The sequence below is a fragment of the Halobacillus sp. GSS1 genome, assembly GCF_017307035.1.
Classification (GTDB): domain Bacteria; phylum Bacillota; class Bacilli; order Bacillales; family Halobacillaceae; genus Halobacillus; species Halobacillus litoralis.
In genome coordinates this window covers 185,015-201,142 of sequence record NZ_JAFLHE010000002.1, presented here as the reverse complement: position 1 = coordinate 201,142, position 16,128 = coordinate 185,015, and the positions used below count along the sequence as shown (strand labels likewise).

20 protein-coding genes are annotated in these 16,128 nt (G+C 45.2%); 8 read left to right on the top strand and 12 right to left on the bottom strand.

The window, feature by feature from the left end; all coding sequences use genetic code 11:
• The 3 genes from J0K78_RS07530 to J0K78_RS07520 all read right to left on the bottom strand — a co-directional run bounded on the left by J0K78_RS07530 (position 1) and on the right by J0K78_RS07520 (position 3,224).
• Complete coding sequence (locus tag J0K78_RS07530; RefSeq protein WP_206946106.1) at positions 1-1,350, bottom strand: aspartate aminotransferase family protein; 1,350 nt, start codon at positions 1,348-1,350, stop codon at positions 1-3.
• Positions 1,351-1,641: 291 nt separating this feature from the next.
• A complete protein-coding gene (locus J0K78_RS07525; RefSeq protein WP_206946105.1) occupies positions 1,642-2,589 on the bottom strand; it encodes an alpha/beta hydrolase in 948 nt (315 codons plus the stop codon).
• A complete protein-coding gene (locus J0K78_RS07520; RefSeq protein ID WP_370551092.1) occupies positions 2,586-3,224 on the bottom strand; it encodes a GNAT family N-acetyltransferase in 639 nt (212 codons plus the stop codon). The genes J0K78_RS07525 and J0K78_RS07520 overlap by 4 nt, the downstream gene beginning before the upstream one ends.
• Before the next feature lie 291 nt (positions 3,225-3,515).
• Between J0K78_RS07520 and J0K78_RS07515 the strand changes: the two genes are divergently transcribed.
• The 3 genes from J0K78_RS07515 (at position 3,516) to J0K78_RS07505 (ending at position 6,887) form a co-directional block, all read left to right on the top strand.
• Entirely contained in the window at positions 3,516-3,743 is a 228-nt protein-coding gene (locus J0K78_RS07515; protein ID WP_206946104.1) for a hypothetical protein, read from the top strand.
• A 334-nt stretch (positions 3,744-4,077) separates the two neighbouring features.
• Positions 4,078-5,664 carry a M4 family metallopeptidase gene (locus J0K78_RS07510; RefSeq protein WP_206946103.1) on the top strand — a complete coding sequence of 529 codons (1,587 nt, stop codon included), beginning with the start codon at positions 4,078-4,080 and terminating at the stop codon, positions 5,662-5,664.
• 317 nt (positions 5,665-5,981) lie between these two features.
• Positions 5,982-6,887 (top strand): alpha/beta hydrolase, encoded by a 906-nt coding sequence (locus tag J0K78_RS07505; protein WP_242517763.1) that lies wholly within the window; start codon positions 5,982-5,984, stop codon positions 6,885-6,887.
• A gap of 155 nt (positions 6,888-7,042) precedes the next feature.
• Here the strand turns inward: J0K78_RS07505 and J0K78_RS07500 are convergent, their stop codons facing one another.
• From J0K78_RS07500 to J0K78_RS07475, 6 genes are all read right to left on the bottom strand, one after another.
• Complete coding sequence (locus J0K78_RS07500) at positions 7,043-7,555, bottom strand: DinB family protein (protein ID WP_370551091.1); 513 nt, start codon at positions 7,553-7,555, stop codon at positions 7,043-7,045.
• A 230-nt stretch (positions 7,556-7,785) separates the two neighbouring features.
• Complete coding sequence (locus J0K78_RS07495; RefSeq protein ID WP_206946102.1) at positions 7,786-8,631, bottom strand: DUF2785 domain-containing protein; 846 nt, start codon at positions 8,629-8,631, stop codon at positions 7,786-7,788.
• A 29-nt stretch (positions 8,632-8,660) separates the two neighbouring features.
• A complete protein-coding gene (gene fosB / locus J0K78_RS07490) occupies positions 8,661-9,086 on the bottom strand; it encodes a metallothiol transferase FosB (protein ID WP_206946101.1) in 426 nt (141 codons plus the stop codon).
• 51 nt (positions 9,087-9,137) lie between these two features.
• The gene (locus tag J0K78_RS07485) at positions 9,138-10,001 is read right to left on the bottom strand and encodes a serine/threonine-protein kinase (RefSeq protein ID WP_206946100.1); all 864 of its coding nucleotides are present in this window, start codon (positions 9,999-10,001) and stop codon (positions 9,138-9,140) included.
• Between the two features lie 125 nt (positions 10,002-10,126).
• A complete protein-coding gene (locus tag J0K78_RS07480) occupies positions 10,127-10,636 on the bottom strand; it encodes a GNAT family N-acetyltransferase (protein WP_206946099.1) in 510 nt (169 codons plus the stop codon).
• Positions 10,620-11,003 carry a VOC family protein gene (locus J0K78_RS07475; protein ID WP_206946098.1) on the bottom strand — a complete coding sequence of 128 codons (384 nt, stop codon included), beginning with the start codon at positions 11,001-11,003 and terminating at the stop codon, positions 10,620-10,622. The genes J0K78_RS07480 and J0K78_RS07475 overlap by 17 nt, the downstream gene beginning before the upstream one ends.
• A 79-nt stretch (positions 11,004-11,082) precedes the next feature.
• On the opposite strand from J0K78_RS07475, the gene J0K78_RS07470 reads away from it, so the two are divergent.
• The 5 genes from J0K78_RS07470 to J0K78_RS07450 all read left to right on the top strand — a co-directional run bounded on the left by J0K78_RS07470 (position 11,083) and on the right by J0K78_RS07450 (position 13,656).
• Positions 11,083-11,262: a hypothetical protein gene (locus J0K78_RS07470; protein ID WP_206946097.1), complete on the top strand. Its 180-nt coding sequence runs from the start codon at positions 11,083-11,085 to the stop codon at positions 11,260-11,262.
• Positions 11,263-11,274: 12 nt separating this feature from the next.
• The gene (locus tag J0K78_RS07465; RefSeq protein WP_206946096.1) at positions 11,275-11,457 is read left to right on the top strand and encodes a hypothetical protein; all 183 of its coding nucleotides are present in this window, start codon (positions 11,275-11,277) and stop codon (positions 11,455-11,457) included.
• A gap of 215 nt (positions 11,458-11,672) precedes the next feature.
• The gene (gene cidR / locus J0K78_RS07460; RefSeq protein ID WP_206946095.1) at positions 11,673-12,557 is read left to right on the top strand and encodes a cidABC operon transcriptional activator CidR; all 885 of its coding nucleotides are present in this window, start codon (positions 11,673-11,675) and stop codon (positions 12,555-12,557) included.
• 198 nt (positions 12,558-12,755) lie between these two features.
• Positions 12,756-13,310 (top strand): acyl-CoA thioesterase, encoded by a 555-nt coding sequence (locus tag J0K78_RS07455; protein WP_206946094.1) that lies wholly within the window; start codon positions 12,756-12,758, stop codon positions 13,308-13,310.
• Positions 13,285-13,656 carry a hypothetical protein gene (locus J0K78_RS07450; protein ID WP_206946093.1) on the top strand — a complete coding sequence of 124 codons (372 nt, stop codon included), beginning with the start codon at positions 13,285-13,287 and terminating at the stop codon, positions 13,654-13,656. The genes J0K78_RS07455 and J0K78_RS07450 overlap by 26 nt, the downstream gene beginning before the upstream one ends.
• Before the next feature lie 134 nt (positions 13,657-13,790).
• Here J0K78_RS07450 and J0K78_RS07445 read toward each other — a convergent pair whose 3' ends face one another.
• The 3 genes from J0K78_RS07445 to rbsB all read right to left on the bottom strand — a co-directional run bounded on the left by J0K78_RS07445 (position 13,791) and on the right by rbsB (position 16,126).
• Positions 13,791-14,171 (bottom strand): VOC family protein, encoded by a 381-nt coding sequence (locus tag J0K78_RS07445; RefSeq protein ID WP_206946092.1) that lies wholly within the window; start codon positions 14,169-14,171, stop codon positions 13,791-13,793.
• A gap of 50 nt (positions 14,172-14,221) precedes the next feature.
• Positions 14,222-15,040, bottom strand: coding sequence for an MBL fold metallo-hydrolase (locus J0K78_RS07440; protein WP_206946091.1), 819 nt, complete (start codon positions 15,038-15,040; stop codon positions 14,222-14,224).
• A gap of 147 nt (positions 15,041-15,187) precedes the next feature.
• Positions 15,188-16,126, bottom strand: a complete 939-nt coding sequence (gene rbsB, locus J0K78_RS07435) for a ribose ABC transporter substrate-binding protein RbsB (RefSeq protein WP_206946090.1) — start codon at positions 16,124-16,126, stop codon at positions 15,188-15,190.
• Positions 16,127-16,128: the final 2 nt, after the last annotated feature.

Genomic DNA, 16,128 nt, shown 5'->3' with positions numbered 1-16,128 from the left:
TCACTCCGTCACGGAAGCAGCTACGGCTTCGTTGAAGATGGATACGATGGTATCGACCTGTGCTTCTGTAATCACGAGGGGTGGTAGGAAACGGAGGACTGCCCCATGACGGCCTCCACTCTCAAGAATTAATCCACGGTCAAAGCAAGCTTTCTGGATGCGGTTCGTCAATGCTGGATCTGCTGGATAACTGCCGGCCAACCCAGGCTTCCCGGAAGGATCGACGATTTCCACTCCAAGCATCAAGCCGCGGCCGCGAACATCCCCAAGCTGCGGGTAATGCTTCTGCAGTTCTGTTAACGACCTGAAAATCTTCTCGCCCATTGCTTTAGCATGAGTAGAAAGCTGGTGCTCCTTAATATATTTAAGGGTGGCTGTTCCTGCCGCCATCGCCATTTGGTTGCCCCGGAAGGTTCCGATATGAGCACCAGGCTCCCATGCATCAAGGTCACGATCATAAACGACCACCGATAACGGAAGACTGCCGCCTATGGCTTTCGAAAGGACGAAAGCATCCGGCACAATGCCGGCATGTTCGAAGGAAAAGAGTTCTCCCGTCCGGCCGATCCCCGTTTGGACTTCATCGATGATCAACGGGATTCCACGCTCTTTGGTGATCCGGCGCATTTCCTGCAGCCATTCAATAGGGGCTGGAATGGAACCTCCCTCTCCTTGAACGGTTTCAAATATCATGGCCGCCGGAGGAAGAATTCCGCTTTCCGGATCGTCCAGCAATTGTTCAATGTAAGTGGCACTCAGCTCAGCTCCTTCTTTTCCCCCTTTTCCAAATGGACAGCGGTAATCATATGGGTAAGGAAGGAAGTGCGTATCCGGCATCAGACCCTGTACACGCCCTTTCGGCCCGAGGTTTCCACTGATGGCCATCGTGCCATGGGTCGCCCCGTGATATCCTCCCTGGAAAGTAAGAATGCTTTGTCTACCTGTCGCGGTTTTGGCAAGTTTCAATGCCGCTTCAATTGCATCGCCTCCCGTCGGTCCACAAAACTGAACCTTCGCACGATCACGGAACCCTTCCGGAAGACTGGAAAACAGCTCATCCACAAATTGTTCTTTCACTTCTGTCGTTAAGTCGAGCGTATGTAATGGCAATTTATCGTGAAGCACTTTTTCCACCGCTTCAATGACGACCGGATGATTATGTCCTAAAGCCAATGTTCCCGCACCGGCCAGGCAGTCGATGTAACGGTTCCCCTCCATGTCTGTGATGTAGATCCCTTCTGCTTCCTGTATCGCTAACGGAAACCGTCGCGGGTAGGATCGTGCATTCGACTCTCGTTGTTTCTGTTGATTCAATAATTCCTGGTTGGATTTTTTTATATCTACACTCATGTGATTCCACTCCTTTTCGTCTTGCTTAATAGCCTACCGCTATACTATTTGATAATGATTATCAATGTCAACACTAATTGAAAACTATTATCATTCTCAACTATGTCCTTACTTCCTGGTATAGAGCGGTTTTCGCCGTTAAAAGATGGTGATTATTTTTCTGATAATTAGGGAAATCGTCATGAATGAAAACAGGCGGTTTTAACTATCCCCCCTCCTTTGCTAGTATTTTCTTCCCCTGTGTAAAATTGGACAAAAAAAGACCACCTCCTGGAATGGAGGTGGAACACGTTATCTATGGAGCATTTCTTTTAAAGTCCTTGTTATACTCTCCAACGCTTCTGCAGAACGGTCGACCACGCCCGACATATTGATAAAACTGTGCACGAGATCTTCAAAATGGTGATGAGTTACGGACACACCGGACGCTTGAAGCCGTTCAGCATAAGCAAACGCCTCTTCCCTGAGAGGATCGTACTCTGCGGTGACCATTAATGTTGGCGGTAACCCGGCCATTTTTTTGATCCTTAGAGGGGAAACAAACACATCCCGCCCCTCTTCCTCCCTATTCAAATAATGCTGGAAGAACCACTTCATTTTTTCATTGGTCAGGTTGTACGTATAATTCGCCCTGTACGAATCCGTGTCGAAGTTATAATCCAATACAGGGGTGATCAGGAACTGATGGGCAATCTCAATGCCGTGATTGTCCATAAAATAGATCGCTGAAGCAGCTGCCAGGTTACCTCCTGAGCTTTCCCCTCCTACAGCCAGTCGATGAGGGTCTGTATTCCAATGACCGGCCTCATTGGAAACCCACGTGATTGCATCCAAAGCATCGTGAAAAGCCGCCGGATATTTATGCTCAGGCGCTAAGCGGTAATCCACAGAAACGACAACGGTTTGCGCATGACACGAAAAATAACGACAGATGTTGTCTGAACTGTCGATATTCCCGAATACCCAGCCACCCCCGTGAAAATAGACGAGCACAGGAAAAGGTCCTTCCCCTTCAGGCGTATAGATTCTTACTGGAATATCATTTCCTGATCTTCCCTTGAAGGAAGAATCATCCACGGTCACACCTTCGACAGGCAGCTCTTTAAAATATTCTCGAGCCACTTCGTAGTAATCTCTGGACTGTTTCGGAGTTAATTGATCAAGCGGAGGATGTTCAAGCTCGACCATCCTGTTTCCAATGGTCTGGAGTAAACGGAGGACTTGTGGATCTACTTTCATACCACCAGCTCACTTTTGGACGTATCCATCCTCTTCAGCATTTCAATTTCAACGGCATTAGCCCACAATGATTGTTCAAATGCTTCTTTCGCTCCAACGATTAAAGATGCTTGTTTCCCATGAAGATCTATACGGCCCAGATTTTCTCCTCCAACTTCTTCGAGTATCGGAATCACAATCCTGTTCCGTCGGTCAGGTTCTCCAATGATTCTTTTAGCCTGGTAACGATCAAACAGGAAATAGATCATCGCACGAACAAGCGACAAACCGTCCTCTTTATTCAACAAGTGACGAGGTCCAATTAACAGATGCATACCTAAATCACCACTTTGATCATGGTAATAGTCTTTAATTGGATCCTTTTCAATCGCATAAGCAATCAAATAACAAACAGGCTCTCCATTGTATGTACCTATGTAACCATCCTTATGGTCAGCTTCTACAGACTTACGCACCCATGAACGGAGCTCTTCCACTGGCAGGTTCAGCTTCCAAAATGGCGATATGTGCTTCTGGTGCATCCATTCGTAAAGCAGCTCCACATCATTTTCTTCATCCAGGGGACGAAACGAGAAATTCGATTCCTTCCCTTCCTCCTTCATCCTTAGTTCCGTTATAGAATTCCTATCGTTCACACGAACTCCCCCTCATTAATAATTGATAACGATTTTCATTATCATTAATTAATGATTATAAAGAAGTCAGATGGCTGAGGTCAACGGATCTTTTGACCTATACCAGGCGTCCAGCTGGAAATTGACACGAAATCCATAGAGAAACACTAGTGTAAAAAAAGGTAAAGATAGAATTTAGAAGTTAAAAGAATGTAAAAAGATCCACCATGTACTTAACGAACAAAGAGGAGCAGAGTAGAATGTGAAGTAGACTGATCTACACGAAATTGACCTGCCTGGGGGAGGAATATGATGGATATAAAAACGGGTTACGACCGCCTTAACAATGAAAGAATTGTTGGAATGTACTACAAATTCTTAACCGACATCTTCAATGGTACGTTGTCTGATGTCATGTTTAACGAAGTAGATTTATTAGAATCTATTGCTGCAAAAAGGGGATTCACCCTTTCCTATTATAGATTCAGAGAACATATGAACAGGCCTTCTCAATTGATCATCCTTATAAGATTCCATTGATTTCATCAAGTCTCTAGGAGTTTATTGCCAACGGTAGACGATGGATGAAAAAAGTACAGGAAGAAACCCTCGTTTTTTTCCTCTCTTCCTCACCAATGAACTTTCAAAGGCATCCTGAAAGGGACCAGGAAACATAGGAAAAGCAAACCGATTTCAGGTGAAACAACCCTTTCCCATACACGCTCCCATCGACATTTTCAACCAAAATAATAGAATTCCCAAGTCCCCAGAATGAGGACCATTTAAGTCCGCCTTTTGCCCCCTGTATATCCCAAACACGAATTCAGAATATTATGTTACATTGAATTTGTGTTAAAAATACAGGAGGGATTCGATGAACTGGAAACACACAGTAGCTACATTTGTTTTAGGTACGAGCCTGGTGACTGGCGGAACCATGGCTCACGCAGAGGTTGGAAATAACGGAAACGACAAAGCGGAAAACCCGGTTTTCATGAAAGAAAACCTGCAGGGAAAAAAGGTCAAGTCTGAAAAGGGAGTCAAAGAGTTCTTCAAATACAACGAGAAACTCTCTCAACTCAACCCAAGCAGTGACTTAGAATTGCTGAAAACTGAAACGGATGATCTTGGAATGACGCACTATACATACCAACGATTGGTCGGTAAGGTACCCGTGGCGAATGCCAAGGTTGTCGTTCATACGGATCAGGATGGACAAGTGACGGCTGTAAACGGGGAACTTCATGAAGATGCTCCAAAGAAAATCAAACAAACAAAAGAATTGAAGAAGAAAGAAGCGCTGGATTTAGCTTGGGATCAAATTGATGTCTCCCGTGAAGAAGCTGACCATGTTCAGAAGAGTCTGAAGGGTGAAGACTTTCAAACGTTAACAGAGAACTCAAACCTTGTCGTTCATTATGAAGATGGCACGTACACACTGGCCTATCATGTGGAACTGCAGTTCTCCAAGCCCTACCCTGCCAACTGGCAGATCTATATCAACGCTGAAAATGGAGAGGTCATTAAATCTATGAACCTTGTTCATGAAGCGACAGGGACAGGCACGGGTGTTCTAGGAGATTCGAAATCTTTGAATACCTATTTCTATAACAATACGTATTATCTTTTTGATACGACAAAACCGATGAACGGCGTCATTGAAACCTTTGATAACTATGGCGGCGAGTATTACAGCCTGCCTGGTTCTTATGTCACAGACTCTGGAAACACCTTTTACAGTGAACGACAAAAGGCCGCAGTAGATGCTCATTATTATGCAGGGGAAGTCTTTGATTATTACTATGATCAGTTCGGACGTGTGAGTTATGATGACCAGGGAGCAGACATCCGTTCCACTGTCCACTACGGCAGCAATTACAACAATGCGGCCTGGACTGGAAACCAGATGATTTACGGAGATGGCGATGGCTCTACTTTCACTTATCTTTCAGGAGCTGATGATATCGTCGCTCATGAATTGACACACGCTGTAACGGATACGACGGCCGAACTGGTTTACGAAAACCAATCCGGTGCGTTGAATGAATCCTTCTCTGACGTGTTTGGGTACTTTGTAGATTCAGAGGATTGGTTGATGGGTGAAGATGTTTATACACCAGGACAACCTGGAGATGCCTTACGCTCCATGTCCAATCCGAACGCTTATAATCAGCCGGATCATATGAATGAATACCAGAACCTTCCGAACACAGAAGCCGGTGACTGGGGTGGCGTGCACATCAACAGTGGTATCCCGAACAAAGCCGCCTATTATACGATCAACAGTTTAGGCATTGCACAATCCGAACAGATCTATTACCGTGCATTGACCGTCTATTTGACACCGAGCAGCACCTTTACAAATGCTAGAGAAGCATTGGAACAATCTGCTCTGGACCTTTATGGTACGTCTGCATCAAACGCAGTATCTCAAGCGTGGGATAATGTAGGGGTTTATTAAACGAAATCGCACAATTTATCATCTTTCGTGTGGGAAGACCATAGAAAGAGAGTACTCACAGCCAAGCGTCTAAGGGAAACCTTAGACGCTTTTAATTTTATCAGCTGTTCTCATCCTCCTCCCCTTTTTTTACGTTAGTAGGGGGAGAACCTCGTGTTAACCTTTTTCACACAATAATAAATGTAAAAAATAAATAAATGAAACCAAAAATCAGTCCCCTTCGTAACATAAAAGAAATGTTTCTTGGATGGAAGCTCTAAATTCAGGAGGGGATTAAGATCATAATAAATGTCCTGCTCATTTTAATTGGTGCCGTGATGTTGGTGATTGCAGCTAGTGCTGGCTATCACAAGTTTCGTTTAGCAAAAGAACGAGAATTATTTCTCCCTATGGGTAGAATGGTCGAGGTTGATCATCAAAAGATGCACGTTTATCAGGAAGGAAGAGGGCAAGAGACGCTGGTTTTCATGTCAGGAAATGGCACAAGTTCTCCAGTCATGGATTTTAAATCCCTTTACACACTTTTAAGTGACCATTACAAAATAGTTGTCGTAGAGAAGCAAGGGTACGGGTTAAGTGACATCACCGACAGCCCCCGGGACATCCAAACCATCATGTCACAAACACGGAAAGCACTTGGTGAAGCAGGTATTCGTGCCCCTTATATTCTGGTTCCACATTCGGCTTCAGGAATCGAAGCCTTATATTGGGCGCAAAAGCACCCCGAGGAAATAAAGGCAATCATCGGACTGGATATGGCGGTCCCGGAAGCTTATGAAGATCTTAAGGTAAGTCTACTATTGTTCCGTTTCGCATCATTCTTAGCAAGAATAGGAATGACCAGATGGATCCCCAACGCGTCAGAAAGTTGGGCTATGAAGTGCGGGACGTTGACGGAGAAGGACAAGGAGATAAATCGAGCCATCTTTTATCGAAGAACCGCTACGAAGAATATGTTGAATGAAGTGAAACAGATCCAATCAAATTCTGAGAAGGTTGGATCACTGCCCATACCTGACGTCCCCATATTATTATTTGCTTCCAACGGACAGGGAACGGGTTGGAACGAGCAGACTTGGTCTAAAAGGCAGTCGGAGTTTATCCAGGATGCAAGACAAGGAAAAATGGTACATTTAAATGCTTCTCATTCCGTTCACAATATTGACTACCATAAAATTGCAACGGAAACGAAAAAATTCTTAAATCATGAAGCAGCGATTTAAACTTTTTTTGATTTCATTTAAGCCACACCTCAGCAAAAACAGCTGGGGTGTGGTCCAAAAGACAGAAAAATACTAAATATGTTCTGGGGTTGCCTTCTTGCCACTTGATATTTTGGGAACAAAGAAGGAAAGTATAGCGTACATAAAATTACTCGTTATACTTTAGGAAGCATTTTTCTAATCACTCTCATCTGCCCCCTATGATTAATTTCATCTTCCAACACATGAAACCAGATAAAATAGTTGTTCGAAGGGTGATGATCCCACATATGGTCTTCGTATAACCATTCATCCTTCCGCTGTGAAAGCTCTTGAAGGGTTCTTTCTCTCACTTCTTCAAGTTTAGAAAGATAGTATTCCAGCGGGTACCCCTTAATCTCCTCTCTTCCTTTTTCTCCAAGGCTGTAAGCAGCCCCCCATTCCAGCATTTCCTGCTCGCTCGGCGTTCGACCGTCAAAAATTTCGATTTGGAACCCTTTCTCCACCGCTGCGATATGTAACAATAACGCTCCGATACTGTTGCCGTTCTGACTAGGTAAAAAATCCAGTTCAGCAGTGGTCAGTCCTTCTACAGCTTGTCGTGTTGTTTTTCTAGCATAGTTCATTTGGGAGACCAGCAGACCTATTTGCGGGGAGTATCCCTTCAGCGGCTCTACTTTCACTTTCACATCAAACACCCCTTATTCTTAAAACTAACAATCATCGATTCTCTGTTTTTCATCTTTATTAGCCGTGGCCTCATTCCCGAAATAAGTAGCAACGATCGGTTCATTACTAGCCGTCAGTGGTGGCAGGGAATCAGAAGCGAATACTTCAATTTCCGGCAATCGAAAACAAGATTCACAAAATAAACTTCATCCCGTTCGGTGGGTGATATGCTGACTTTCACCCGAATCACTCATTTCCCGAGCAATACCTCCACTTGTCGTTGAAGGCGGTCAAATGGAGAGTTTTGATCCAATTGGATATACAGGCTCTTCAAAAAAGCTTTGGCGTTGTTTCGGAATACTAAATACTGCTCCATAGTGGCGCTGTTTTTATGCTCGTGCCAATCGAAGGAGAGCTCTTTCATGTGACCCTCCACGAGTGTGATAGCCAATCCACGGTTCAACATTTCCATGATCGGCGTCAAGATCCGCTCCTCTTCCCCATGGATATAGGCATGATCATAGATGAGGGCCTTTGACCATAAAGCGCGGAAAAGCTCAGGATATGCGTCCCTGTCCGTTTTTTCGTTTCTGACAAGTTCATCAACGGCATCAGCCGCATGGGCCATACTGTGAGCCCAGCCTTTCACTTTGACATATCCCCTGTAGTCTTCCTCTAACGAGAGGTAACGCAGAAACGCTTCTTTCACCTCGACCACTTTCGTTGCGTTCAAAAAGTCATCTTCCTTATCCCGATACAGTAGCAGAGCCATCAGTAATGAAGTAAAAGCTCTGGTGAACACGGTGTCTGTTCCTTTTTCTCCAATCCCTTTGAAAAGCAGATCCTGCAGACACAGATCCATCATTTCTTCCATCAGCTCCGCTTTCAGCTGATTCTTTTCTACAATCAACTGAGCGAAGATAGAGAAAATCAAATCATCTCGAAGCTCAGCATCCAGCGAGCCGATGTGAGTCATCATCGAGGAGATGACCTCCTGTTCATGAACCTCGGTCCATGGAATCTCTCCCGCTTTCACTCCCGATAAAACCCTCTTCAATTGCTCTTCATTCAAAGGTGCAGCTTTTACATGGATCATCAAACGTCCCCTTTTCTGACTAGGTACTCTTATGAATCATAAAAAGTCATATGAGGTTTAGCCTCTTTGTAATAGTCGAGCCGATCTTTCCTTGTTCCTGTATGAAATTCGAACTTATGACCATCTGGGTCCATAAAATAAATCGATCGTTTATCCCTCTCGTCACGCTCCCGCCCCGGAAGAATATTCACTCCGAGGCTTTTCAATTCGTCATAGGCGTCATCAAAGTCACTCTCTTTGATCGTAAAAGCCGTGTGCGTATAAGAAGATGCCCCGTCATGTCTGGGTATATCCTTCTCTTCATTTAATGCGAGCCACATCCCCTTCAGATCGAAGTAGGCGGTCGTCTTTCCTCTGACCAGTAACTCGGCGCCAAAAACTTTTTCATAGAAAGTGATGGATGTATCTAAGTCAGATACCGAGAACAGAAAGTGATTGAGGCCTTGGATTTCCATTGCAGCACCTCCTTCGAAAGCGATTGGTTTCAACGTGCAGCCGTTACCCTTTCAAGCTTCCTTTACCGCTTTCCATGCTTCCATAAATGCTCGAACGTTCCTATATCTTGCTTCTCTATCTCCACTCACTGCTTTTTTAATCACTTCATAAAGCCCCTCACCAGCTTCCCATCTCGAAAACGAGTGATCGGTCTCTCCTCCTAATACTCCGAACGCAATCGCTCCCATGGTGTACACATTCGTCCGCTCATCAATCACAGACCCGAGCTCATATTCTTCCGGAGACTTGGACCGATCCGCTCCCCAAAATGCTTTCCCTATGTCATTAACGCTCGGGGATGTTCGGTAAAAATCGATATCACAAATGGTCGTGACATCGTTTTTAAAATCATAAAGAATGCTGCCATCATAAAAGTCCACAGCCACAAATCCTCGTTCTTCGACAAAGGCATGAAAAGTAAAAATCGTATCCAGCGCCTTCAAGCGCTTCATAACATCAAGCTTTCTGAAACGGTAATAAGGAGAGGTAGGATCTGTATATTTCGCCGGTCCGCCATGAGACCAATGCGAATGGAGACATTCCCCTTCTGCCCAATGAAAAACAGCGGCATACCCTTCCCTTATTGGAAAATGATCCTTAAGCTTGATCAAGGACGGGTGCTCCAACTGTTCATAAACAGGGACGGCTGTTTTCAAACGCCGAACAGCATCATCCGGATCTCCTGTGAAGTCCATCGGTTTTGCCCCGGCATATTTGATAAAGAACTTCCCCTCTTCATTTTCCACACCGAAGCTGATGTTTCCTGAATCCTGTTCATCAAAGACACAAAACACGTGTCCCATCTCTTCTAACCAACTGAAATTATGGTCCTCCTGCAAAGAAAAGGACACATCTCCTATCTTGTTTATTTTCATAAAATCCTCCCTGTAATAGGGATCCCACGTAGTTTATAGGGGCTATGATACGCTCTCCCTTGAAATGACCCCGACATGCCTTCTATTGTTTTTCATAAAACAACAACTCCTCTCAAGCTCTTTTCTTAAACGGTATAAATCCAGACGTCTTTACCACCCAGAACGACCGACTTCTCTTTCACCATTCCTATTTTTTCAGCCACGCGTTGAGAGGCGGTATTTCCGGACTGGATCATAGAAATCAACCGGTCCCGCTCCCTCTTTCCTTGCTTCAGGAGGGCGGCTGCCGCCTCTGTCGCATACCCATGGCCCCAATACTGCCGGGATATCCAGTAGCCGATTTCAAGCTCTTGTTTTCCTGCCATGGATTGAGGCACAAGCCCGGCATGTCCGATTTTCACACCATCTGCCTTACGGACGAGCACGTGCAGTCCATGATTTTGCGAAGTTTTATATGTACGGTAGATCCACTGCAAAAACTCCACGGCTCCCTTGTCGCTTTTCACCTTCCCATTCCCGATATAGCTTACCGTTTCGGGGTCCGTTACCATAGATAATAAGAAAGGAAAATCTCCGTCCTCATACTTTCGAAAGGATAACCTTTCTGTTTCCACCCACTCACATGATGGATTCATAGATTTCCAGAAGGTTACCATCGGGGTCCCTGAAGTGCGCGACCTTGATGCCCCAATCCTTCTGCTCCACGGGTTCGGTAATAAACGTCACTTTATCCTTCCACTCCTGATACGTCTCCATTACGTCATCCACTTTTAAAATGAGCGCCGCTCTGTCGTCTCTCGTGCCACTCTCTGTATAATCATCTCCAAGTGCTTCCACCATCTGCTTCCGTTGAAAGACGCCAAGCGTCACCCCTTGGAATGCAAAATCGACATAGTTGGAGTTCTCATCTCCCCAAGTCACTTCAAAGCCGAGCTTGTCCCGGTAAAAGTAAAAACACTTTTGGTAGTCATCCACCAGTAATCGTACATGAGTCAATTCCATATCCATCATCCTTTCTTCATGTTTTCGGTTTGATAAAAAAGGTAATAACAGGAAGTAAACCTTTATGGGAGCTGATTCAATGACCCGAACTCAACAAATCATTCTTGGCCTCGCCCTTGGTTCCGCTATTTTCTTAGGTTTCTTACTGGGTTTGTCTGTTTCTAATCAATGGATTGTCGTCATTCTCATCGCTCTGGGATGTGGATTCATTACCCGTTTCGTGATGCAATGGTTTTTCAAAAGGGGAAATCATGGATAAGGAGGTATGGCTATGTGGGGAAGACTGAAATGGGGATTCATCACCGCTTTAGGTTACTTGATCATTTCATTGGTTTTCAGCTATTTAATTGTTGGAGAACCCAACCTAAGCCTTATCTTAGGACTGACTTCATGGGGTTTCATTTCCGGGGTTGCTTACCTGAATCCTCCGCCAAAGAAATGGCGGGAAAGTTAATTTTCCCTCTCCATGGCCATCCTCCCTCATTATAGTTTAATAGTATATGATTTCCAATTGAACGTCCATGGCACTCCTGAGTCCTGAATCTCTCATGCTTCAGAGAGCCCCTCCCAAACTCTCCCCTCCGAAAGAAGTTTCTATTGATAAGATGCATCCCTCTCTTTATGATGGTACATAACCCGTAAGATTTGTATATAAAGGAGTACATAACCATGGACATCCGCCATTTGCAATACTTCATTGAGGTCGCGCGTTTTCAAAGTTTTACGAAAGCAGCTGAACATTTATTCATCTCACAGCCAACCATCAGCAAAATGATCAAGAACCTGGAAGAGGATCTTGGTGTGGAATTGTTCGAACGCACACGAAAAAAAGTCATCCTTACCGATGCCGGGCGGCTGATCCTTATGCAGGCGAAAACCATTGATAAAGCATTCGAAAACCTCAATACTCAGCTCAATGATTTGCTGGGGTTGAAAAAAGGCCATATTCGAGTAGGGCTGCCCCCGATTATGGACGCCGAACAGATTATCAACATTATCGGAGGCTTTCATGCCAGGCACCCGCACATTACCTATCAACTCGTAGAGGATGGCGCGAAAAGAATCGAAGAGAATATCCTTAAGGAGGAACTGGATGTCGGCATTACCGTGCTGCCTACACAGGAGGATAAATTTGACCACTTCTTCCTTTTAAGTGAAGAGCTTGAGGTCATCCTCCCTCCTGCCCACCCGCTGGCTGGACGAAAGCAGATCCGGCTGGAGGAGCTCAAAGACGATTCATTCATCCTCTTCAGTAAAGACTTCGTGTTAAACGACCGGATCACTTCCTCCTGTAAGGAAGCCGGGTTTATACCAAAAGTCATTTCCGAAAGCTCGCAGTGGGATTTTATCGGCAAAATGATCGCTTCCAATCTGGGCATTTCCATCCTGCCTAAAAGCGTCGCCCGTCTGCTTACTCAAGATGTAAAGCGACTCAGGGTCACCCAGCCAATCATTGCATGGGAACTCGCCATTATTTGGCCGAAAACCCAGTACATATCGTATGCCACGAAAGAATGGCTCACTTATACGCAGGATCGATTGAGTATAGAATAAAGGCGGACCAGCTTCATTAGGAAGCTGGTCTTTTTCATGCATGAAATCAATCTGTGAAAACACTTCCATTGATAAAAGCTATACAACTCATGACGATTTGCTATTTCACTTATAAAGACATCGCTCGTACACTGAAATTATCAACGAACACAAAGACATATCTTGATGTTGAAAACAAACAAAACAGGAGGCAGACTCATGGAAGCGAAACGTACCAAAGAAAGTCTAGTCATTAACACGGACCAAGTGATGATCAACGATTTAAACAATTACAACACCTTGTTCGGCGGGGTGCTCATGAAAAAGTTGGACAATAATGCCACCATATCCGCAAGGCGCCATGCACGGGTGAAAGAATGCGTCACCGCATCGACCGATTCCATCGACTTCCTCCATCCGATCCATCAAACCGATTCGGTTTGTGTAGAATCATTTGTCTCCTATACAGGAAACAAATCGATGGAGATCTTCTGCAAAGTCATTGCCGAAGACATGATTACCGGTCACCGCCGCATGGCCGCGACGGCATTCTTGACTTTCGTAGCTCTCGATGAAAATAAAAAAGCAATCACAGTTCCAAGAGTGATTCCAGAGACGGAGGAAGAGAAATTCCTCTATCAATCTGGTGAAGATCGTGCCAAAACAAGACGAATACGCAGGGAACACAGCGCCCAGCTCACGAAGATTATCGGCCTTGAAAAACCATGGGAAGAAGGAGCGGATCCACATGTTGAAGTTAGCCAGCTTGGATGAATTGTACGAAGCTAAAAAAGGGTTGGAAGAAGTCAGCCGCCGCTACCCCGACGTCTATGAAACGTTAACTCATGTGGTCAGCTTCACACGCCAGCTCCAAATTAAATATGGCTACATGGGGGCCATGTTGATGGAAGAAGAATTGACCACCACGCATCCATCCTTCATCAAAGGATCGATCCTCTCTGTTTATAAGAAAGAAGTGGATAAGCTGAAAAAACACGAAGATTTCCCTGTCGTCAAAAACGTGTTACATCAACACAGAGAAGTGGGAGATGCGAAACTCTTCCTATTGATACTGGGAGCTAAGCCGGAGCTGTTAAAAGGGTCCACGTTCATTAAATAAGCGACGTGGATATCTTTTGCCCCTTAGCCCCGTTCAGCTTAAACAGCAACTGGACGGGGCTGAGGCCCTTTCATGGTTATCCCAAATCATGACTGCCAAACCTTTGGAACCCCTATCCCATATACTCCTGTTACTTACGAATAGGATGCACTCGTTGCATTCACTTCCCCTATTTCAATGCGGTTTCCATCCGGATCAAGTAAAACCGCGATCGTCCCCCAGTCAAATACACGTCGCTCTTCTAAAAATTGAATGCCGCGTTTTTTTAGGTGATAGACTTGTTTACTGAGATCTTTCACATCGAAACGAAGGACGGTCGGATTATGGACCCTCGTTTTCTCCCCCGGTTGAGCCACCCCGCCCTTTTCGACCATAAGATAACCGGTCTGCAGTTCGAAACAGACGAGCGTGTCCTGACTCCTTCTTACAGGTAATTGTAAAAGTTTCTGATAGAATCTTACACACTGTTCAAAACGCTCTACAAACAAAATCAAACCGAATTCATCAACATTCATACTAGTAAACTCCCTTTCGTCTCAAACCATTGAAACCTGCCGAACACTTTTTACGTCGTAAATAATGTGCCTTGAATGGCACGAATATAGCGTTCGGCTGAATCTCGGACCACTTTATCCGCACTTGTTGTTACGATGTTGTGAAAAGCATTATAAATACGGTTGAAAGCAAGACCATCAACTTTCTCTGCTATTTCTGCGACTTTTGCTACCGGGAGGGGAATCAGGTTCGGATAGCTGTACATGAAGCTCACCCACTGGTTATCTGCAACGACCTGGATGATATCTCCAGTCATCAGCAACCCTTCCGTACCATTTTCGATGTGCAGGACCGCTCCCCCTTTAAAGTGTCCACCTAAACGATGAAGAGAAAGATTTTCTGAGAGTTTCATAGATTCCCCGTTCCAGAAATGAAGGGACTGGCTTTCTTCCATGACCCATTCCTCGTCATCCGCGTGAAGGTACACGGGAGCATCAAACGTTTCTGCCCAATCGGTCATCCTTGAATAGTAGTGCGGATGAGAAATGGCGATCGCATCAATGCCGCCGAGACCGCGAATGACATCCACCGTCTCTTGATCAAGGTAAGTGATGCAGTCCCAAAGCACATTCCGTCCATCTTTTTGGATGAGGTAGGCCGTTTGACCAATCCCTACTCTTGGAGTGGTGGTAATGCTGTACAGTCCCTTTTCCTCTTCTCTAATGATGTTTTGATAACGTTTTGTCTGAACGAGGTCTTCATGTGTGGTCCATGTCTGTCCCTCCGGGTTTACATACTGCCTTTCTTCGCTGCATACCTCACATCGATCTGGTACTTCTTCACTTTCTGAATACTGAACGCCACAGGTCTGGCAAATATACTTCTCCATGAATCTTCCTCCTTGGATTGCTCCGCTTTTGTTCTATCTTCAGCTTAGCTGGAAAATGGAAAAGAGAGCACATGCCATGGATGGAAGAATTCCTACAACTTTCGGAGTATAAAAAAAGAGACTCATTACGAGTCTCTCTTCTTATCTTTATTCTTCTGTTTCCAAATCCGACTCCTGCGTGACGAGCTTCAAAGGTACCGGAATCGTATCTTCAACTTCCTCGCCTTGCAGCACATCGGCCCCTGCCTGAACGGCAAGCTTGCCAATTTCCTCTGGCTGCTGAGCAACAGTAGCCGAAAGGTTTCCATTTTGAATACTAGTGATCGCATCATCGTTCCCGTCAAATCCGACGACCAGAACATCCCGACCTGAACTTTGTATGGCCTGATAGGCTCCGAGCGCCATTTCATCATTGTGAGCGAAAACAGCTTCAATGTCCGGATTTCCCTGGATGATGTTTTCCATCGTATTCAAACCTTCCGTCCGGTCAAAGTTCGCCGTTTGTTTGGCTACAACATCCAGTTTTTCATCGGCAATGTTGTGGAAACCAGCGCCGCGTTCACGTGTCGCGGATGCGCCGGGGACACCTTCAAGTTCAGCTACTTTGGCACCTTCACCAAGCTGCTCAACCAAATACTCCCCTGCCATTTCGCCGCCTTTTTCGTTATCTGAGCTGACCAATGTCGCGACTTCCCCTTTTTCTGCCGAACGGTCAAGCGTCACGACTGGAATGCCTAAGCTGTTGGATGACTGAACGGCCGTCGAAATAGCCGAAGAATCGGTAGGGTTGATCAGCAATACATCGACGCCTTGCTGGATCAAATCCTCCACGTCATTGATTTGTTTAGCTGCATCATTTTGCGCATCTACAACTACGACATCCATCCCTTGAGCCGCGGCCTCATTTTCTACCCCTTCTTTCATAGAAACGAAGAATGGGTTATTCAACGTAGATACAGACAGGCCGATTTTAATATCATCCGGATTTTTATCCCCTTTAGGTTTCGCCCATTCCGGTGGCTGCAGCGAGCAGGCACCAAGGAATACCAGGGATGAACTCATCAGTAATACGACTAGCTTTTTCATGT